Genomic DNA, 19849 nt, shown 5'->3' on the forward strand with positions numbered 1-19849 from the left:
CCTCCTAGCTTTTCTTGACTTGAATCTGAACCTCGTGCGGGCGGTACACCGCCTGTATTCGTCCTTCCGCATCGGCCGCAAACAGCACCGACCGCTCCTGCTCCAGTTCGAACGCATAGACGGCTCCGGTATCGTCGTCCCGCACTTCAATCTGGGCATTCCACGCATATTCCGATACGAAAATGTATAAAAAGCCTTCGAAAAACCGCAGTCTGCGCCCGTAAATCCCCGGGTTGTCCCCGCCCTGCAGCCAGGTCAGGCCGCTGGCGCATCCGGCCGCCTCCGCCGCATAGCGGTACAGCTCGGCCGTGGTGTCAATCCGTTCGTTCAGCTCAACCGGCAGCGGGCTCCAGATCAATCTGCCCGCGCCCAGCGGGATGTCGGTCACCGCGTCGGCGGCAGGCGTTCCCGATCCGGCCTGGCTGTCGCCCGACGCCAGCACCTCTTTGTTCACCTCAGCGATGCGCCGCTTCCCGAAGGAAACCGGCAGCCGTTTGCCCTGAAGGCTCAGCGTCTCCTCGCGCCGTACGTTGCGGATCTCCGTGGCGCCTAGCAGATCCGCCGCCCGCTCCGTCTGCCGCCAGTACGCGTCGATCGAGAGCGGCCCGGTCACGAGCAGCACTGCTCCCGTGCTCCGGACGATCTCAAGCAGCCTCGCCCAAGCCGCGTCCTCGATATTGTGCGGGCTTGGCAGCAGAATCAGCTTGGCCGGATGCTCCGCCAGCGGCTCCAGGTCGTATTCGGACACGGCCCGCAGCGGCAGCTTCAGCTGATAGGACAGCACGCGCGTCATCAGGCGCGTCGCCTCATTCGCAAACTTCCGGTTCGAGAAGTCGTTCGAGTACGGGAACACCGCCGCGATATCCTCCAGTTCGCGGTCGCGGAACAGGTCGCGGATTCCGGCCATAAACCGGCCGAACTCGTACGAGACGTCCGTCTCCGGCTTCTCCGTGCCGTCGGCCCGCAGGGCACCGATATGCGATTCGTTCGCATTATCCATATAGAAGTTCGTGTTCCAGATCCAGTGGATCGCTCCCGCGCCGCCCGTCGAGAACGAATAGGCGTACTTTCGCTCCAGCATGCTGCGCAGCTCCCGCTCGCTCCGCTTGGCCAGCCCTTCGGCCGTCTCGACGTACATGATCCCCGTCTCCTGAACGACATTCGGCTTGTCTGCCGTCTTGGCAAAGATTCCGTCCCAGACCAGATCGTCGTTCTGCCACCACGAATGCACCGTCGTATAGTCTGCTGCCTCGCGGTAAAAGAACGGCGACGGCCGCTGCGAGCCGAGCGCCTCGTCCTGGCCGACAGTGACCAGCTGATCCGGACACAGCTCCTTGATCGTGTCATACAGCTGCTGGGCCCAACGGTTATGCATGTCCATCGAGAACAAGCAGTAATCCAGCCAGCGCGTCCCCTTCTTGCCTGAATGCATATCCTGCACATCAAAGTTGATCTCCTGCGGCTCCGGAATTGCAGCGGCCGCAAAGTCCGGCAGCTGCTCCGGCGTCATATTCCACCGCTCCTGCAGCTGCTCGATTTGGCCGTGGCGCCGCTCCAGCCACTCCGCAAAGGCCGCCCGTTCATAGCGGTCATGCGAGGATCGCGGTCCAGCCGAGAAAATACGCGCCGGGTCAAACATCGATGGTTCGTTGATCAGGTCCCAGTCCACGTTCGTCGTGTGACGGTGGCGGGAGACGATGGAGCGGATATACCGCTTCTGGGCCTCCACGCTCTGCGGATCCAGATAAGGATTGACCCCTTCCCACGTCTCCGGCGTGAAGGAGAAGAAGGTGAAGGTGACGTGAAGTCCATGCTTCTTCGCCGTCAGGATAAAGGCGTCGATCGCCCGCAGCACCTCCTCCGAGGCATGGCCGTCGACCTGCATGATGTTGCGGTAGGCGGTCCACACCCCGGTACGGATCCAGTTGATGCCAGCCGCCGCCATTTGGGCCATGTCCCGGTCCCACACGTCGCTGTTCGGCAGGAACAGGAACTTCCGGGCCACATCGGACGCCATATACGTCATGCCGACGATCGGCAGCGGCCGGCCGTCCTTGACGAAATAGTCTCGCCCGCGGGTCAAGAGGCTTCCTTCCTGAAGCAGCTGTGCGTCATGCCCCCAGAAGCCTTGACGCAGCACGCGTACTTCGCCGTCTTCCGACGTAGCGGTGCATTCCACCCGGTACAGCCCGGCGCGAAGCGCAAGCGGCACGGATATCCGGACGAAGTCCAGCTCGCCCGTAACGCCCGTCGTGAACTGGTGCTCCCACTTCTGGTCCCCTTCGTCCTCCTCTACCGTAAGGGCGAACGTCCAACACTCAGCATCGCGAACCGCGGCCCGCTTCGGAAAGATCCGCTGCGTTTGCAGCGTCAAGACCGCGTGATCGCCCGGCTCGTAGGAGGCGTAGTTGGTTTTCAGCGACAGCTCGGTGACCGGACGCGAGGCAAACTCGGTCCAGGTGCGCAGCGCCTCTACCCCGCCCTGACTCCAGAACGCGGAGGTGAGCGGCACGTTCACGAACAGCCAGCGTGAACCGGCATAATCACCGCGCGAGTTCTCCCACAGCACCACCGGAGCGGCTACCTCGCGGCCGTCGGCGGATACGCCGGTCAGCAGCGCATGCACCTGCGTGCTCATCGTGCCAGCGGAGCCCATCTGGTGCGGCAGATCGGCGTTCCGGGTCGTGTGCGGCACCAGGTTCAGCGTGTCGCTGATGCCAAACAGCTGCTCCTGTCCGGCCAGAAGCGGGATCTGCTCCGAAGCCCGCAGACTCGCGACCGGTCCGGCGTCCACATGCAGCATTTCATGAATGTACAGCTCCCGGTGGTAAGCGGTCTGCTCCGCCTCCGCCTTCCATGCCCCATCCTCAAGCCGGACCGGCCGCCGGAACGGAGCCCCGCCGGCGCTGACGAGCCCGCCGCCGCGTCTTAGAAACGCCGCAATGTCCGCCCATGCATCTTTTGGAAAATACGGCGCGTGCAGGTTTACGAAGCATCCTTCCTCAGCAGTCCGCAGCGCTTCGGCAAGACCTTTGGCATCGGCCACTTTACCGATCCGCCGCAGCTCTTCATGCTGTGCGGCTGGAGGAAGCGATGCTCCAGGAAACGAGGAATCGCAGAAAATGATGACCGGCCGGCTCATAGAATCCCTTCTTTCATCGCTTGATAGACCAGCTGCGAGAAGAGGCTGTTCGACCAGGCAAACCACGATCTCGTATATACGGCTGGATCGTCGGCAAGGAATCCCTCATGCATATAGCCCGTTCCCGCGTCCGTCGCCTCCAGCGTCGCGATCATCTCCAGCTTTTCTTCCTTCGTGACCGCTGTCAGTCCCTGCATGGACAAAGCCATATGCCACACATAGCCTTCCGGCGTATGCGGGCTGCCGATGCCCTTTGCCGCCCGGCCTTCGAAGTAGAACGGATTGGCTTTGGAGAGCGCAAAGCGTCTTGTGTTTTGATAGATCGGATCATCGGCTGTGACATAGCCCAGATAAGGAATAGACAGCAGACCCGGAGTACCCGCGTCGTCCATCAGACAGTAGTTGCCGAACCCGTCGGTCTCGTACGCGTAAATCGGTCCGAATTCCGGATGGCGGTAGATGCCGTAGAGCTGGATGCCGTGATGGATATCTTCCTCAAGCGCCTTCAGCTCCTGCAGGAAGCCCGTATCGCGGAACACCCATTCGGCGAACTCCTGCATGTGGCGCAGCGCAACCACGGCGAACATATTGCCCGGAATGTTGTAATGAAAGTCGCACGCGTCGTCGCTGGAGCGGAAGCCGGACCAGACCATGCCCGTATAGTTGACCGGCATGCCGAGCCCTCCGTTTGCCAGCGTATCCTGCCGGATGCCGTTATTGCGCATAAAACGGTACGGCGACTGTTCCATATGACGCTGCTCGGTCCGGAACAGCTCGTAAATGATCCGCATCGCCGATTTGAATCCTGCGTCGAAAATGTCCGTCAGCCCGGTTTCCTTCCAGTACGCATAGGCGAGCCGCATGGAGAAGCACAGGGAGTCGATCTCGAACTTGCGCTCCCACACCCAAGGGCCCATATCGGTCACGTCGGCCTTGTTCCAGTGCCAGTCGTTCGCCGACTCGTTAAACGCGTTCGCGTACGGATCGATATGTATGTACTGAATGTGCCGCTTGACCAGCCCGCCGATAACCCGCTGCAGCGCGGCATCCTCTTTGGCGAAAGGCACGTAATGCATAACCTGCTCCACGGAATCGCGGAGCCAGGACGCGGGAATATCCCCGGTAATGACAAAGGTGGTTCCGTCATCCATCAGCTTTGTGGTCGTTTCCAGCGTGTTCGGAAAACAGTTCTTGAACAGCTGCAGCAGCTTGGGCCGGTGCGCCAGCTTCTCTTCCGCTTCGGCCAGCACGTTCTGAATGGAAGCCGGAAGTTCCATCCGCGGCATGTTGATTTGAGGCAATCTGAATTGTTCCATTCTTGATCTCCTTTTGTATACGTGGTCATAAGCTCCGGGCTGATCCTAAGACGATGCGGCAAGCCATTATTACCTTTGGCCCCCGAATCCTGTCCGTTTACCCGAAAGAGGGGGAGGCCCCGCCGTGAAAAGTGCAAGGCGTTCCTCCCCGTGATCGTCCGCTTAGTCCGCTTATAGCGTCCGGTCCATCCTTCAGTTATGGGTCACGACGGCGCCGGATCCGCCGTACATTTCCAGCTCTTCGTCGAACTCCAGCTTCAGCACCGTTACCTGCTCATGGGTGTCCTCCGGGGTCATGTGAATCCATGTCGTTCCCGGAATGTTGAACCACGGCACCCCGCCGTGAATTTCATGCGAGAGCTCTTTGCCCGAGTGGAGCACCGTGATCTTCTTGATCGGGTTGCACAGCCCTTTGAGGCAGACGTTTTCCTTCGGATCGTCATAGACAAACAAGTACAGCGTTTTGCGGTCCTTGGACACCGTGCTGCCTCCGAGATAATAACGGGTCATGATGCCTTCCTCTGTGCCGAACACCGCCTCTTCGTGAGTGCGGATCCAATCGCCCAATCCGAGCAAAATATCTTCCTGCCGTTTGTCGATCGTGCCGTCTTCCTTCGGTCCGATATCAAGCAGCATGTTGCCGCCCATCGAAATGCAGTCACAGAACATGCGGATGATCTGGTTCAGCGACTTGTATTTGTTATCTGTTGGTACGTATCCCCAGGACGTGTTGATCGTCGTGCAGAACTCCCACGGCCCCTCCGGTCTCGTGATCGGAATGCCCTGCTCCGGCGTTTTGTAATCGCCGTGGCCCTGCAGACGGGAATTGATGATGATGTCCGGATTCAGCGTGTGCAAATATTCCTTAAAGGCCGGCAGGTTCCACTGCTCGGCGCTGCGCTCCCAGTCCCCGTCGAACCAGAGCAGATGGACCTTGCCGTAGTTCGTCAAAATTTCCCGCAGCTGGTTGTTGTTAAACTCGAGGAACTTTTGCCAGCGCTCTTCGTCCTGAACGCCGTCCTGAGGGCTCGAGAAGCGGTTGGCCGTGCTCAAATCCTCCGGCACTTTGCCCCCTTCATAGACGCTCGGATAATCCGGGTGTGACCAGTCGATCAAGGAATAGTACATGCCCAGATGGATCCCGCGCTTCTGGATGGCCTCCGCGTACTCCTTAACGATGTCCCGCTTGGCCGGTGTTTTCTGAATGACGTTCAGATCACTGTACTTCGTGTCCCAGAGTGCTACCCCGTCATGATGCTTCGTCGTCAGTACCGCATATTTGGCGCCGGACTTTTCGATCAAGTCGGCCCACGCTTCGGCATCGAATTTCGACGCCGTAAATCCGTCCAGCTGCTTCATGTATTGTTCATAGGGAATATGTCCGTTGTAGAATGACCAGGACTCGGCCACTCCGTCGACGGCATAAATACCGTAGTGGATAAAAATCCCCAGCTTTGCGTTTTCAAACCATGGTTGCATATCGGTCGCACCTTTCGCGTTGTATTCGGTTGTTTGTAGACGGTGTTTGGATCTAAACTCTTATGCCGCGCCTGCCCGCTGCCTTAGCGGATACGGAACACGTGCGCGATCGGCGCCAGCCCTTCGCGTTCCTTCTCCGGAAGACGGATGGCAACGCCGTCATCCGTGCGCCGGAATTCCAGGTTGTCCGCTCCGCCGACGAGATCGATCCGGCTGAACGGCTGCTGCAGCGGCAGATGCAGCTCTGCTGGAACCTCTTCGTGTTCGTCCCGGTACAGGTAAAAGGCGTAGCTCGTGTCGCCTTTTTGGGTGAACTGCGCCCGGCCGACCGAGTACGGCTCGCAAATGCGGGTGCCATAAATGGCTTCGCCGTGAACCTTCAGCCACGCGCCCATGCCCTTGATGCGGGAGATGGCTGTTTTGGAAATCCGTCCGTCCGGCTGCGGTCCCACATTCAGCGCCAAATTGCCGCCCTTAGCAACAATTTCAACCAGCAGATGGATCAGCTGGCGGACCGTCTTGTAGTCGTCCTCATAACGGAAGGAGAAGGCCGATCCCATCGTGATGCAGCTCTCCCAAGGTACGCTCAGCGCACGTTCGGGCAGCGTCTGTTCCGGCGTGATCAAGTTTTCGTAAGGTCCGCCTACCGTACGGTCCGCCGACAGCAGCCAAGGCTGAATTTTCCGCGCCCGCTCAACCACTTCGCCAAGGCGAATGTTTTGATCCCGATAGTCGTTGACCCAGCCGGCATCCAGCCACAGCACGTCGATCTTTCCGTAATTCGTCATGAGCTCCATGATCTGTTCATGCGTGAACTGGACGAACTGCTCCCACAGCCACGGATATTCCTTCGGATCGTAGGTCGGCCCGCGGGATGTCGTCGTTCCCGGCTTCATCCCGGGAGCCCAGTAATACGGGGTGTGCCAGTCCGCCTTGGAGAAGTAGGCGGAGATGCCGAGCCCTTTTTCCCGGAAAGCGTTAAACAGCTGCTTGGTGATATCCGCGTATTTGTGCGTATGGAACGGGCAGTCCGGCCCGGTGATACGGTAGTCGGTCGTCTTCGTATCCCACATGCAGAACCCGTCATGATGCTTGGTCGTAAAGTTCAAATATTTAAAGCCGTTATCGGCGGCCAGATCAGCCCACAGCTCCGGCTGGAAACGGAGCGGGTTGAACGTTTTGTTCAAGGCAAAATACTCGCGTTTCAGCTCCTCCGCATCGATGTCCCAGTCGATTTCGTTTCTGGACCATTCCTCATCCACGTCGCTCAGCGCCCAGGATTCCACCAATCCGAGCTGGGAATAAGGCCCCCAGTGCATCATCAAGCCCAGTTTCTGGTCTTTGAACCATTCCAGGCGCTCCAGCAGCAGCGGGTCCTCGGGTTTCACCCAATGCTCTTCACTGCTGTAATTGTGGACGCCTTCCACGACGACGGACTCCTGTTCTTCCTGGACCTGCTTGATTTCGCTCATCGTACACCCTCCATTAATTCGGATTTTTTATCATTGATTGAGCTGCCCGCCGCTAAACCACGCCTTCCTATCAACAAAATTCTTCATATTTCGACTTCGTTCGTTTTTCTCTCTATGTCCAAAAGCCCGAAATATTGGTATCATGGAACTTGATCAGACGCATTACGGTTAACGGGAGGCAGAATTGTTGAAGAAAAATTACTTCAAGTCCAAGCTGTTTTTGAAATATATCTGGTCCTATTTGTTTATCTTGTTGATTCCCTTGATCCTCATGACGATCTTTATTTATGAAAACGCTGTGACGAACCTCCGCTCCGAGATCGAGCACTCCCGGCTGGATCAGCTGACCCAGACCAAAGTGATCATTGACGGGCGCATGAAGGAGCTCAGCGAAATCGCTTCCCGTGTCTCCTATGACGAGAGACTGACGAAATACCGGGTCCATGACCCGCTGACGAGCGGAGACGCCATTCAGGCACTGGATCAGTACAAGGCAACCAGCTCGATCATCGGCGAAATTTTCCTCTATTTTCATAAGGATGAGAAAATCTATTCCAGCAACGGCCTGTACAATCTTGATGTATTCGCCAAAAAGTTCAGCTTCCAGAGCTGGGACAAGAGCCGGATGTTCAAGGATCTCAATGAGGGCCAGTATCCGGAGATGCGTCCCGCCGATACGGTCAGCAACGCTTCCGGTTTAAAAGAAACGATGCTCGCGTACCTGATTCCGATTACACCCAACAGTCCGACGCCGCACGGAACGGTCATGTATTTGATCCGGGAATCCGAGCTTACCAGCCTGATCGATTCCATTCTCGGCAGCTATCAGGGGCTGACGTATATTCTCGACAATGAAGGCCGCATTCTGGTGGACAACCGTCAAGGCGAAGCGCTCACCGGAAGCGAGGCCAAGTCGCTGATCAATCTGTCCCCTGGCATTCACGAACGGACCATTAACGGCAAGGCGCATTCCATCGTCTCGGTCAAATCCGATAATAACGGCTGGACCTACGTTACCGCCATGCCGAGCTCGCAATTTTTCAGCAGCGTTCTGCACGTGCGGAGTTTTATCATCATGCTGTTCATCATTGTCGTCCTAGTCGGCGCGGCCATCGCACTGCTCCTTGCCCGCATGCAGTACCAGCCGATCTCGATGCTCGTGGAGTTTGCCTCCACCAACTCCCCGGCCAAGCGGCCGCAGAGCGGCAAGACGCCGTCCGGCAACGAGCTGGACCGGATCCGCACCGCGCTTCAGGAATACAGCTCGCGGATCGATTTGCAGGAGCCGTTCGCCCGCAACCACTTCCTGTCGATGCTGCTCAAGTACGGCAGCGCCCAGAGCCTGTCGCCGGAGCTGCGGGAGGCGTTCGACCTTCATTTTGACCGGTCACGGTACTTTGTGATGGTCATCGGGTCGGAGCCGGCAGGACAGGAGAAAAGCGACCTGCAGGACCGTACCGAAATGATCCGGCTGCTGACCCAGATCGAATTCCCTGAGCTGGCAGCTCTCGGCTATGGCGTGGAGCTTCCGCAGCTGGACCAGCTGGGGCTCATCATCTGCTACGATCCGGAAGAAGGCGCCGAGGAGTTCAACCGGATGCACCAGATCGTCGAGGCGGTCCGCGGCTGTCTGCTCGAATCCTTCGACGTCTTTCCGATGATCGGCGTCGGCACCAGCTATCCGAGCCCGGACCAGCTGAACCAGTCCTTCATCGAAGCCTGCTCGGCTTTCGAGCTGCGGGCGACTACCGGCCAAGGCAGCGTCACGTATTTCGAGAAGCTGTCCTACACACCGGACCATACGGCCTGGGTGCCGAACAACACGCTGATGAAGCTGTCCCAGAGCTTGAAGCAGGGCAGCTACGACGTTGCCGCCCAAATTGTCTCCTCGTCGTTGCAGGACCTGCAGGCGGCCGAGGTATCGGCGATGCTGATGCGCTGCGTCTGCTTCGACCTGCTCAACACGATCCTCAAGACGGCATCCGAGCTAGGCATTCACAGCGTGCTGCAGGACGTGCCTCCGGGCATGGTGTACAGCAGCTCGCTCGAGGAAGTCGAACGCGGCCTGCTCAGCCTGGCTTCCCGGATCTGCAGCCAGGTCGAGCGGAATAACCAGAAGGAAGAGCAGTCGATGATCGACCGGATCGTCGCTTACATCGACGGGCATTACACCGACCATACGCTGAGTCTGGAGAGCGTCGCTTTTGAATTCGACATCTCGCCGTCCCACGTCAGCCGGTCGTTCAAGGAAAAGATGGGGCTGAACTTCATCCAGTACGTCTGGCAGAAGCGCCTCGAAGAGGTGATTCATCAGCTGCGGACGACCAGCGATCCGCTCAAGGACATCATTCTGCGGGTCGGCTACCAGGACACCCCGAACTTCACGCGGAAGTTCAAGAAGGAGACCGGCTACACGCCGGGGCAGTACCGGAAGCTGTTCTCCGAAACCGGCCAGCCTCCCGCTTCTTCCGATCCGGACGACGAATAAGGCTGCGCCTCTTCCCGCTTCGTCTTAAAGCAATAGCCAACTCCCCTGCCGCTTGCGCAGCAGGGCGATGTTGGCTATTTGCTTTTGCATGGTGCGGATGATCCGGTTACTTGCCCGAGTTCCAGCGGTCGTAAGCGCCCTGGTACAGCTCGGCGATCCGGTCGCCTCCCATTTTTTTGATTTGCGCTACATATTTGTCCCAGTTCGAGAGCGGTTCCTGGCCGGTCACGAACTTCGCTTCCATCTGCTTGACATAGGTGTTCAGGTCGGACAGCAGTGCCGTCGCTTCCGTCTGCTCTTCATTGGTCAAATAGACGTTCGGGAACGGCGTTTTGCCGATCGGCGTCAGCTTCTCTGCGTTTTCTTTGTCAATGAAGCGGTCAAAGTCGCTCTTCAGTCCTTTGGTCAATTCCGCAGAGTTCATGCCCGGCGCAAGAATGCCGTAGTTCGGCGTCAGTGTGCCGCGATATTCCTCACGGTCGCCGCCGCCCGGTACCGGGAGCCATTCTTTCTCATGGGTTTCTTTATCTTTGTATTTCCACAACGTATTCTCCGGTCCCTGACTGAACAGCGTAGCTCCGTCATAACCGTATTGGTAGTCGATCCAGCGCATCGTCGCTTCCGGATTCGGGTCCTTGCTCGTAATCGCAAACGTGCCGTTGGCCGAAATACCCGGGTGCTTGCCGTAAACCGGCGTTCCCGGAATTTCGCTGGCGACCGGTGTCATGAGCGGGTTGTCCGAGCTTGGCTCGCCGCCCAGCGTGAAGTAAGGGAAATAGTCGTTGAACACGCCGATCTGGTTGTTTTGCCCCTTGGCCTTCTTCTGATCCGGCGTCTGCGAGAACGTCTCGTGATCCAGAAGATCTTCCTTCCACAGTTTATTCATGAAGGTCAGATAGCCCTTATAACCCTCTTCTTGCGGCGTATAATGCACTTTGCCGTCCTTGTCGGCGTAGATCACTTCGTCATAGATGCCCCAGAAGCCGAGGAAATACATGCGCAGGTCGTCCAGCTTGACCGAGGTCAGCGGAATTTCGTCCTTTTTGCCGTTGCCGTTCGGATCTTCGTCCTTGAAGCGTTTCAGCAGCGTGTACAGCTCGTCGGTTGTCTTCGGCAGCTCGGTTACGTTCAACGCCTTCAGGAACTTGCCGTTATACCACATCGGGCTGCGGTACCACACCGCCGACAGATCGATGTTCGGGAGCGCGTAGATATGCCCGTCAGGCGTCGTAAACGACTTGCGGATATCCGGTTGCTCGTCGAAAATTTTCTTGATGTTCGGCGCATAGCCTTCATCGATATACTTTTCGAGCGGGATCAGGACGCCCTGACTGCCGTATGTCACCTGCTCCGCCGGTTTCAAATCCGCCGCATAAAATATGTCTGGCAAGTCGCCGCTCGCGAATACGAGGTTCTTTTTCGTCTCAAAGCTGTCGATCGGCGAAAGCTGGTATTCCAGGTGGATGCCCGTCAATTTCTCCATCTCTTGCAGCACGGGCATTTTGTTCCAATCGGCCACGCCCGCGTCCTGGGACATCACTTTTAGCGTGAGCGGCTTGTCCACGATCGGAAAGCCTTCTTTTTTAACCCCTTCGGCCGCAGATCCGGCAGCTGAGGAGGAACCCCCGTCGCCGTTGGAACCGCAGGCTGCCAGCAGGCTGGCGGATACGGTGAGGCAGAGCAGAATGGATGACGCCTTGCGAAGCTTTTTCATGTTTTACAAACTCCCCTTTTTGACTTGATGTCGATTCTAAGCAGGCAGGATCAGCCCTTTACGGAACCAATCATAACACCTTGCACAAAGTAACGCTGGAGAAATGGATAAATGACGATGACCGGAATGGTGGCGACGATAATCACGGAATACTTCACCAGGGCGGCGATTTCCGCCTTGTTGTTCATCGCAGCTGCCGTGGAGGCGTCGATCGCCCCTCCGCCCTGTGCCGCCATTTCCTGCAGCACCAGAATCTGGCGCAGCACCAGCTGCAGCGGGTATTTCGCCGAGTCGTTCAGGTAAATGAGCGCCGAGAAGTAGCTGTTCCAGTTGCCCACCCCATAGAACAGGGCCATGACCGCGATGATCGGCATCGACAGCGGCAGGATAATCTTCACGAACAGCCGCATGTTCGTACACCCGTCGATCTGCGCCGCTTCCTGCAGCTCCTTCGGAATCGAGCTCTGGAAGAACGTCCGCGAGACGATGATGTTCCAGATCGACGCGGCCGACGGAATGACGATCGCCCACATCGTGTTGACCATGCCCAGCTGCTTCACCAGGAGGTATGTCGGCACCAGGCCGCCCCCGAAAAACATCGTGACCATGAACATGCCCATAAAGAAGTTGCGGCCGACAAAGTCCTTGCGGCTCAGCGCATACGCCGCCGGCAGCGTCACGAGCAGGTTGATCGCGGTCCCGACCACGGTGTACAAAATCGTGTTGCCGTACCCCGTCCAGATGCTTGTGTTCTCGAACACCCGCTTGTAGCCGTCAAACGTAATGCCTTTCGGCCACAGCCACATCTCCCCCGACCCGACCGCTTTCGGATCACTGATGGAGGCGCTGACCATGTACACCAGCGGGTAGAACACGATTAGAAACGCCAGAAACACATACAGGTAATTGAAGGCGAGAAAGACTTTATCCCGCCGGGTTTCTCTGACTCCGGATAACATCGAAGCCCCTCCTCTCTACCACAAACTGTTCTCGCTCGTACGGCGGACGATCTGATTGACAACGATGAGCAATACCGCATTGATGACCGAGTTAAACAGGCCGATGGCGGTCGAGAAGCTGTACTGCGCATCCACGAGACCCGAGCGGTAGACGAAGGTGGAAATGACGTCCGATGAGCTCATGTTCAGCGGGTTTTGCAGCAGCAGGATTTTCTCAAAGCCGACCCCGAGCAGGCTGCCCATATTCAGGATGAGCAGGATGGTCATCGTCGGCACCAGCACCGGGATGTTGATGTGCCGCAAGCGCTGGAAGCGCGAAGCCCCGTCGATAATCGCCGCCTCATGCAGCCCCGGATCGACGCCCGAGAGCGCGGCGAGATAGATGATCGTGCCCCAGCCGGCGCTCTGCCACACGTCCGAGAAGACGTACATCGTCTTAAACCAGCGCGGGTCGGTAAGGAAGTCCGGTGATTTCAGGCCCAGCCCCTCGATCATGTGGGTGACGATCCCCGTCGACGGCGAGAGGAACGTGATAATCATCCCCGCCATAACGACCATGGAAATAAAGTGCGGCGCGTACGTAACCGTCTGGGACAACTTCTTGAAGAAGCCGTTTCGGACTTCGTTGAAGGCCAGCGCCAGAATGATCGGGATCGGAAACCCGACGACCAGCGAGTACAAGCTGATGCTCAGCGTGTTCCAGAGCAGGTCCCAGAAGTAGAGTAGTAGTAGGAATGAAAGAAGCGGACGAAGTGGTCGAAGCCAACCCACGGGCTTCCCGTGATTCCTTTTGTCGGAATGAAGTTCTTGAACGCGATCTGGATGCCGTACATCGGCCCGTAACAGAAAATAAGAAAGTACAAAAAGGCCGGCGCAATAAACAGGTACAGCTCCCAGTTCATAATGATGCGCTTCCATAAACCTTTGCCTTTTCTCTTTGTCGGCATGGCCGCCGCCGGGCGGCCGGCAAACGCCGTATTGGTTTCCTGCATAGGATCACCCCTTCCTGATAAATGGTTTTTGCTCCACCCATCGTTACCACAGTATGTCAGGTGTGCTAACGCTTACATTTTTACGATAGCCCAGGGAGCAGTGCTCGTAAATATGTCATTTTAGCTGCTGCCCCTAACCCCCGGTAACAAGGTGCCTGCGGCCTGATGACAAGCGGCTTGGACAAGCGGACAATGTGTCATTTTTGAGTGATCCAGCGGGATATGGGCGGCATATCAAAATTGACCAACCGAGCCGCAAAGCCCATGCAAACCCCATGCAAACAAGTAGCTTTTCCCCAATCCTTCCGGTCTGCTGCACCTGACCATTCAAACCTTTCCGCCAAGCTGCACATGATTTAGTTATAAGAAGAATGCCGGGCAAAAAAGACTCCCGGCTCAATCGGCCGGCAGCCTTCCTCTTGTGATGATATCCTTATGTCTCGCCCGCCTTCCCAAACATTACTTCACAGGCTGGGGGCCATATTGGTTATCCGTCTCCTGACTTGCCTGGCAGGTTTGCACAACAAAAATAATGATGCCCACGACCGGTATCAGGAAGATCAAGTTCCACCAACCGCTTCTTCCCGTATCGTGGAGTCTGCGGCATGCAACCGCCAAAGCCGGCAAGAAGGTAGCTGCAAAATAGATCCCGGATAATATGTAAGACAGCCCCACGATTTCCTCGAGAACGGAAAGCACGAGGTAGATCACTCCTTCATACAGCATAAACATCCAATATTCCTTTTTGGACGCCCTCCCCTGAAATCCCGCGTAATTTTTCAATGCTTTTAAATACCATTCCATCCTAAACTTCCCCTATTCTATATTGAATCCGATTGAGTTTAGCATGAAATCAAACACAGCAGATACCATCAAATTTTTCCATGAAATTTCAAAAATGAAAAAAAGCGGCCGACTGCTGAGAAGTTCACTGCTGAATAAAAGGCTCATGAATTGACTTCCCTTTTAAACTTGAATGCAGCAAGGGTAAACAATGCTCCTCCCAGCATCCAAAATGGCTCCCAAAAAAAGAGCCTCCACCTGAGCGCAAAATCGTCAATCTGCAGGGACAGCAGCCCTATGCAGGCAAAAATAAGAGAAACAACGTTGGCCAGGCCGTATAAGAATAGCAAAATCCCCGCGAGTAGCCCTAGAACATATAAAACCCGGTTCGTCATGCTGGACCATGGCCTTAGAAGCAGCAGCAAAAATAAGCCCCGCACAATTTCACGAATCCAGTAAGCCAGACCATGGCTACGAACGGTGCTTCCCTTTCTATGGCTTGATTATAGATGAACCCTCCTAATGTATTTACGCCAATCATGCCTCCGCCTGCCCAGTAAAAGCTAATGACCGCAAACAGAAGGCACCAGATAAACCCCGCAAAGATATACACTTCTTTATGTTGGATCATTCCCATCCTTTGCCTTCCCTTAATAGTCATCGCACACCTGCCTAAGTCCGGGCACTTTTTTCAGCTATGCAGTATCCATTTCGCCCGTTTGTGCTCTCAATTGTCTATCTCTCTCCATTTTTAATAATGCGTCAAAATAGCATCGCCTTCTGAAAATATCGAATATGTAAACCAATCTATCAATTTATTCCTATGGATTGGCAGACAAACCGCTTGTCCCAAGAAATACCCCGCATATGCCCGTTTTCTCAAAATATAGCCGTTAGTCTAGCAAATGATAGTTATTAGTCCATGCCAAATGTGAAGCAAACCCATACTCTGTAGACAAATCGACAGGAGGTGTATATCATTGCATTGTCCAAGAAAGCATTGCAGAGGTAAAATTGTTTTTCACCACCATAGAAATAAGAAACACCGCGTCATTAAAAAAGTTGTAAAGGTAAACTGTCCTCCCCCGAAAATTAAAGTAAATGCTCCGGCCGGTCCGCAAGGCCCGCAAGGTCCTGCAGGTCCACAAGGTCTTCCTGGAGCACAGGGTATTCCAGGACTTCAAGGTGCTACCGGACTACAAGGTCCTGCTGGTCCTCAAGGGCCTGCCGGAGCACAAGGTCCTGCCGGCCCTGCTGGCCCTGCCGGAGGCATCGCCTCGTTTGCGTTCTTGTGCAGCACGGTCGATCAAACCATAGCCGCTGCCCCCACTCCCGGAGGCCAAGGCGGCGCCGTCACCTTTAATAATTCTGACATTGTCGGAACGGCCACTTCCTTCACCAGCCCTTCCACCGTCAATATTCTGGAAACCGGCTTCTATAACATCAGCTGGGAAGTATTCCCGACTCCCGGAAACAGCGCATTCGGCCTGTTCTTCGATCCGGATGCCGCCGGACCGCTGCCTGCCACGCTGGTTCCTTGCAGCAACTATGGCTCCAGTGCAGGCAACAACCCTTATCAGGGTCAGGTCGTCGCGCTGTTAACTGCGGGAGGCACCTTGACTTTGAACCGCATCGATAACATGGGTGCTCTGACACTGCAGGCTACCATAGGCGGCGGAACGCCTGTGACTAGCGCTTCGATCGTGATTGAAAAATTGGCGTCGGCCTAAACAACCTAGCGGCGGCTCCAAGATTATTAGTAATATATGCGCAAGAAATCGCTTTGCTACTAGCATAGCGATTTCTTGGCGTTTGCATATCTGTTTACAAGATATCAAATAGAATTCCAGGTCAGCTTTGCGGAGTTTCTTTTTGTAGATACATATGCTTCTCTCCCCACTCGCTGATCTGATCCAGAAATCCAATCATGGATCGTCCCGCCAAAGTCAGCGAATATTCCACTCTGGGCCGGGGCTCCGGGTACGATTTCCGTTCAATGATGCCGTCACGCTCCAGCTCGCGGAGCTGTTCCGTCAGTACTTTCTTGGAAATGGACGGCAAATGGCGCTGCAATGCGCTGTAACGCACGGGCTGGTCGTTTTTGTACAAATACCGGTATATCGGTATCTTCCATCTCCCGCTTAGACTGGATATGACCACCTCGACCGGACACTCATTCAGCTGCACAGGCATTGGACTCCCTCCCTATTTTTTTCCAACATTATACACCAAGCTGCGCGTGCATGCCTGGATACAAAAAAGTGCCTTATTGTTCCCGGCATGGACCCAACTCTATAATGGCTCGTGAGGGGGGAATCGAACATGAAAATCGGGATTTTGGGATCCGGAAATGTAGGTAAAGCGTTAGCTAAAGGTTTAGCGATGTCGGGCCATCGCGTTGTCGTGAGCAGCCGGAAACCCGATCATCCGAAACACGCATCTTGGAAAAAGGAGACCGGTCGTTCGGTCAGAATGGTCACTTTTGACGAAGCCGCCCGGTTTGGAGAGACGATGATTCTGGCGCTTCCTTGGAATGGTTTGAAAGACGTGCTGGAATCTATCGACCCTGCCTGTTTAAAAAATAAAACCGTCATCGACGTCAGCAATGCCGTATCCTTTGACGGCGGGCCGCGTTTGCTCCATAACGAAACATCTGCAGGGGAAATCGTCCAACAGCTGCTGCCTGACAGTTCTATCGTTAAAACGCTCAATATCGTCAGCGATCAAATCATGGTTCACCCGCATTTTAGCGAAGGCTCACCGGTCATGTTTATGTCCGGCAACAACTTGGAGTCCAAGGAGCAAGTCAGGACTCTGTTGAAAGACCTCGGCTGGTCAACGGTTATTGATCTGGGGGATATCAGCCGAAGCCGCCTTCAGGAATCCATCATGCTTGCCTGCGTCATCAGCGAAATGCAGTTGCAATCACCGAGTGCGGCATTTGCCTTGTTAACGCGTGGATAAACCTCTCCTCCACTCTTTAATTACGCAGTTCGTCGGGATTCTCTTTCCCAATTGGATTGCGCCTCTTTCAGGAAAACAGCAGCGGTTTCGGAGCTCTCAAAAGCCCTTTTGGGAATAATATGCGCCATCGTCTGATTCAGGAAAATAAAAATATACTCATCATTGTGCTCGATGCTTCTGATTCCAGGCCATTTATGTATACTTTCGTTCACAGACGTATTCTCAATGATTCCTTCATCCGCCAAGGTAATCGTATGCTCTCCCAGCAGCCCGGGTTTATCGTCCACCAGGGACAAGACCCGCCTTTTAAATCGCTTGTAAGAGTAAACGTGTACACCAAGTCCCAGGATAATTCCAGCAGTCCAGGAGTACCATGTCGGCAGCTGCATCAGCATAAAAATAATGCTCATCACTACCGGAAGGAGAATCAGACTAGTGAGAAACCGCCGCTTGTATTTCAAGTTGTTCATGATGACATGCTTGTTGAATTTCCAATAATCCTCTTTGTTGATGTCAAAAGAAATAACCATTTAAACCCTCCATAATATAAGCTTAATCTACTCTTTGATTTCGCTTTTGATTTTTACCAGCTGTTCCAGATGAGGCTTAATTTCATGCAGGAAGAGATCTTTAATCTGTCCGATCTCTCTGGAATCGCCCCATTCAATGGCGTGACTTGCATCATCTTTGAAGGATAGGAGTGTGCTATCCAATGCCTTGAGCCCCTTAGCGGCGGATGCCAGAGTGTTCCGGGTGTCCTTAGAAATGATCTTTGGCTTGTCTTTCCAATAGTGATAACTAATCCCGCGCATCAGCCAGTATAGGTCACCTTGATGGGCCAAGTAGTACATATCCTCCTGTTTCTTGGAAGTCATCACGGTATAATTGACCATAACCTGGGGAACCGATTCCATCGCATAATTATCACTAAACTCGATAATCGTCTCGAGATAATGAGTGGCGTCCTCCGATTGAGTCTTGGCCATCTCGATGAGCTTCTGTACCTGAGCCGGGTCTTCCTGATCACTCACCGTACTGATCTTTTCAATGGTTTGTGCCAGGGGCATCAAGGAATAGCCGTCTTTCAAAAGCGTAAGAAAGCCGCTGTCAATTTTGGCTTGATACAGCTTGTTTACCTTCTCCGTTTGCTCCTTCGCTTCGTTTAACCGATGGTCGTAGATCCCTACGATAACAAAGATAATCAACGCATAGGGCCAAACTTTTTTTAGAAATTTCCTGATCAATGTATCATCTGCCGTTTCTGGTTGTAGTTGTATACCGATGCCACAGGCATACCTATGGATTGTAGCATAGGATTAATTCGACCAATATAAGAAATGATTTCCATAACTTCAGTGGCTTTTCTATACCCAGATCGTAACTAATCCATAAGAAGCTATAGGGATAATGCCTTTATAAAAAGTCTTTGACAATAGTGTTTAGATGCTATACACTTCAACTCATGACGAACAGTGAGAAACTTACCAAAGAGAACATTGGCACACTCCTGCTGGATGTGTTTCAAACGTTTGGGAAACAAGACCGAAAGATCAGGGATTATGGTGTTGAGGAACCGTTGTATCATTCCGAGATCTACACGCTGGCTGAGATCAGAGAGCATGAGGGCATTCATATCACTGCGTTGGCAGAACTCTGCGGAGTAACGAAAGGGGCCATATCCCAGGTATTGAAGAAGCTCGAACAGAAAGGGCTGGTGACCAAAGAAAAGGATGCCCGTAATCAGTCCAGGCTGATGCTCAAGGTCACCCCTAAAGGCGAAATTGCCTATGCCCGCCACTTGGATTATCAGAACCAATTCAAAAACATGGTTGTGGAAGTGTTAGGAGATGCGCCTGACGAGCAGGCGCGATGGATCAAGGATTTTTTAACGAAGCTGGAAGAAAGAATGACTCATGAATAACCATAACTATTTTTTTTGGATATAGTGTTTAGTAGCTATACACATTGATGATGGAGGTTATGTTATGGAACCCTTAATTGTACTGGTCGCCGTCACGATTGTTATTCTCATTGCGGGTGCTGCGGGGATTCAGCGATTGCGCCCATGGCCTGTTGCGCTTCGGGGCGGTCTGGCAGCGATGTTCATGTTGACCGGGACGGTACACTTCGTCTATCTTCGCACAGAGCTTATCGGTATGGTTCCGCCAGCCCTGCCCTATCCCGGCCTCATCGTGACGATCACCGGTGTGCTGGAATTGGCCGGAGCCCTAGGTTTATTGTGGCGGCCTACTGTCCTTTGGGCATCTTGCGGGCTGTCACTTTTGCTGATCGTGATGTTCCCTGCCAATCTATACATAGCGTTGAACGGCCTTTATACCCATCCTGAGGACACATTGATTCCCCGTACCCTCATGCAGATCCTGTTTCTGTCCGTAAGTCTTGCCATCTGGAGGTATTACCTTCGTCAGCGACCCGTGCGGAAGCAGGGTGTGAAGTTCGGGGCACCCAGATAATACAACATTGCATTTCGCTTATCGACTGCCATCAAAACTGGACAGTATGACCATGGGAACGGATCC

General features: G+C 54.5%; 16 protein-coding genes and 1 pseudogene. 5 read left to right on the forward strand and 12 right to left on the reverse strand.

The genetic code is table 11. The features are described 5' to 3' along the window. Positions 1-4: 4 nt before the first annotated feature. The 4 genes from ABIE48_RS24870 to ABIE48_RS24885 all read right to left on the reverse strand — a co-directional run bounded on the left by ABIE48_RS24870 (position 5) and on the right by ABIE48_RS24885 (position 7409). Positions 5-3142, reverse strand: coding sequence for a beta-galactosidase (locus ABIE48_RS24870; RefSeq protein ID WP_192717430.1), 3138 nt, complete (start codon positions 3140-3142; stop codon positions 5-7). Beyond that, entirely contained in the window at positions 3139-4458 is a 1320-nt protein-coding gene (locus tag ABIE48_RS24875; RefSeq protein ID WP_145948796.1) for a glycoside hydrolase family 125 protein, read from the reverse strand. Before ABIE48_RS24875 ends, ABIE48_RS24870 begins: the two co-directional genes overlap by 4 nt. Positions 4459-4650: 192 nt before the next feature. Continuing rightward, on the reverse strand, positions 4651-5937 hold the full coding sequence (locus ABIE48_RS24880) for an alpha-L-fucosidase (RefSeq protein ID WP_192717431.1): 1287 nt from the start codon (positions 5935-5937) through the stop codon (positions 4651-4653). Between the two features lie 83 nt (positions 5938-6020). Further along, positions 6021-7409 carry an alpha-L-fucosidase gene (locus ABIE48_RS24885; protein WP_192717432.1) on the reverse strand — a complete coding sequence of 463 codons (1389 nt, stop codon included), beginning with the start codon at positions 7407-7409 and terminating at the stop codon, positions 6021-6023. Positions 7410-7596: 187 nt separating this feature from the next. On the opposite strand from ABIE48_RS24885, the gene ABIE48_RS24890 reads away from it, so the two are divergent. After that, positions 7597-9897 carry a helix-turn-helix domain-containing protein gene (locus ABIE48_RS24890; RefSeq protein ID WP_192717433.1) on the forward strand — a complete coding sequence of 767 codons (2301 nt, stop codon included), beginning with the start codon at positions 7597-7599 and terminating at the stop codon, positions 9895-9897. Between the two features lie 106 nt (positions 9898-10003). Here the strand turns inward: ABIE48_RS24890 and ABIE48_RS24895 are convergent, their stop codons facing one another. From ABIE48_RS24895 to ABIE48_RS24915, 5 genes and pseudogenes are all read right to left on the reverse strand, one after another. Continuing rightward, the gene (locus tag ABIE48_RS24895) at positions 10004-11611 is read right to left on the reverse strand and encodes a type 2 periplasmic-binding domain-containing protein (RefSeq protein ID WP_192717434.1); all 1608 of its coding nucleotides are present in this window, start codon (positions 11609-11611) and stop codon (positions 10004-10006) included. A gap of 50 nt (positions 11612-11661) precedes the next feature. After that, positions 11662-12570, reverse strand: a complete 909-nt coding sequence (locus ABIE48_RS24900; protein WP_076173532.1) for a carbohydrate ABC transporter permease — start codon at positions 12568-12570, stop codon at positions 11662-11664. A 15-nt stretch (positions 12571-12585) separates the two neighbouring features. Beyond that, positions 12586-13517 (reverse strand): annotated as a pseudogene (locus ABIE48_RS24905) (ABC transporter permease). A 504-nt stretch (positions 13518-14021) separates the two neighbouring features. Then, entirely contained in the window at positions 14022-14366 is a 345-nt protein-coding gene (locus tag ABIE48_RS24910; protein WP_145950259.1) for a DUF805 domain-containing protein, read from the reverse strand. A 388-nt stretch (positions 14367-14754) separates the two neighbouring features. Further along, a complete protein-coding gene (locus ABIE48_RS24915) occupies positions 14755-14982 on the reverse strand; it encodes a hypothetical protein (RefSeq protein ID WP_354519845.1) in 228 nt (75 codons plus the stop codon). Between the two features lie 343 nt (positions 14983-15325). Between ABIE48_RS24915 and ABIE48_RS24920 the strand changes: the two genes are divergently transcribed. Beyond that, complete coding sequence (locus ABIE48_RS24920) at positions 15326-16075, forward strand: collagen-like protein (protein ID WP_145029631.1); 750 nt, start codon at positions 15326-15328, stop codon at positions 16073-16075. A 121-nt stretch (positions 16076-16196) separates the two neighbouring features. Here the strand turns inward: ABIE48_RS24920 and ABIE48_RS24925 are convergent, their stop codons facing one another. Then, positions 16197-16538, reverse strand: coding sequence for a winged helix-turn-helix transcriptional regulator (locus tag ABIE48_RS24925; protein WP_192717436.1), 342 nt, complete (start codon positions 16536-16538; stop codon positions 16197-16199). Positions 16539-16667: 129 nt separating this feature from the next. On the opposite strand from ABIE48_RS24925, the gene ABIE48_RS24930 reads away from it, so the two are divergent. Then, positions 16668-17309 (forward strand): NADPH-dependent F420 reductase, encoded by a 642-nt coding sequence (locus ABIE48_RS24930; protein ID WP_192717437.1) that lies wholly within the window; start codon positions 16668-16670, stop codon positions 17307-17309. A 20-nt stretch (positions 17310-17329) separates the two neighbouring features. On the opposite strand, the gene ABIE48_RS24935 is transcribed toward ABIE48_RS24930, so the two are convergent. Further along, a complete protein-coding gene (locus ABIE48_RS24935; RefSeq protein ID WP_145029637.1) occupies positions 17330-17839 on the reverse strand; it encodes a YcxB family protein in 510 nt (169 codons plus the stop codon). A 27-nt stretch (positions 17840-17866) separates the two neighbouring features. Continuing rightward, positions 17867-18553 (reverse strand): hypothetical protein, encoded by a 687-nt coding sequence (locus ABIE48_RS24940; RefSeq protein WP_145029639.1) that lies wholly within the window; start codon positions 18551-18553, stop codon positions 17867-17869. 218 nt (positions 18554-18771) lie between these two features. Between ABIE48_RS24940 and ABIE48_RS24945 the strand changes: the two genes are divergently transcribed. Both ABIE48_RS24945 and ABIE48_RS24950 read left to right on the forward strand, forming a co-directional pair. Continuing rightward, positions 18772-19230, forward strand: coding sequence for a MarR family winged helix-turn-helix transcriptional regulator (locus ABIE48_RS24945; protein WP_192717439.1), 459 nt, complete (start codon positions 18772-18774; stop codon positions 19228-19230). Positions 19231-19294: 64 nt separating this feature from the next. Beyond that, entirely contained in the window at positions 19295-19783 is a 489-nt protein-coding gene (locus tag ABIE48_RS24950; RefSeq protein ID WP_192717440.1) for a DoxX family protein, read from the forward strand. Positions 19784-19849: the final 66 nt, after the last annotated feature.

Source organism: Paenibacillus sp. OAE614 (genome assembly GCF_040546645.1).
Taxonomy (GTDB): Bacteria; Bacillota; Bacilli; order Paenibacillales; family Paenibacillaceae; genus Paenibacillus_AQ; species Paenibacillus_AQ favisporus.

Excerpts from the sequence above, each read along its gene's own strand:
- ABIE48_RS24870 (WP_192717430.1), bottom strand. The coding sequence starts at position 3,142 with ATGAGCCGGCCGGTCATCATTTTCTGCGATTCCTCGTTTCCTGGAGCA.
- ABIE48_RS24895 (WP_192717434.1), bottom strand. The coding sequence starts at position 11,611 with ATGAAAAAGCTTCGCAAGGCGTCATCCATTCTGCTCTGCCTCACCGTA.
- ABIE48_RS24935 (WP_145029637.1), bottom strand. The coding sequence starts at position 17,839 with ATGGTTATTTCTTTTGACATCAACAAAGAGGATTATTGGAAATTCAAC.
- ABIE48_RS24925 (WP_192717436.1), bottom strand. The coding sequence starts at position 16,538 with ATGCCTGTGCAGCTGAATGAGTGTCCGGTCGAGGTGGTCATATCCAGT.
- ABIE48_RS24915 (WP_354519845.1), bottom strand. The coding sequence starts at position 14,982 with ATGGGAATGATCCAACATAAAGAAGTGTATATCTTTGCGGGGTTTATC.
- ABIE48_RS24950 (WP_192717440.1), top strand. The coding sequence starts at position 19,295 with ATGGAACCCTTAATTGTACTGGTCGCCGTCACGATTGTTATTCTCATT.
- ABIE48_RS24875 (WP_145948796.1), bottom strand. The coding sequence starts at position 4,458 with ATGGAACAATTCAGATTGCCTCAAATCAACATGCCGCGGATGGAACTT.
- ABIE48_RS24880 (WP_192717431.1), bottom strand. The coding sequence starts at position 5,937 with ATGCAACCATGGTTTGAAAACGCAAAGCTGGGGATTTTTATCCACTAC.
- ABIE48_RS24900 (WP_076173532.1), bottom strand. The coding sequence starts at position 12,570 with ATGTTATCCGGAGTCAGAGAAACCCGGCGGGATAAAGTCTTTCTCGCC.
- ABIE48_RS24885 (WP_192717432.1), bottom strand. The coding sequence starts at position 7,409 with ATGAGCGAAATCAAGCAGGTCCAGGAAGAACAGGAGTCCGTCGTCGTG.
- ABIE48_RS24930 (WP_192717437.1), top strand. The coding sequence starts at position 16,668 with ATGAAAATCGGGATTTTGGGATCCGGAAATGTAGGTAAAGCGTTAGCT.
- ABIE48_RS24910 (WP_145950259.1), bottom strand. The coding sequence starts at position 14,366 with ATGGAATGGTATTTAAAAGCATTGAAAAATTACGCGGGATTTCAGGGG.
- ABIE48_RS24945 (WP_192717439.1), top strand. The coding sequence starts at position 18,772 with ATGACGAACAGTGAGAAACTTACCAAAGAGAACATTGGCACACTCCTG.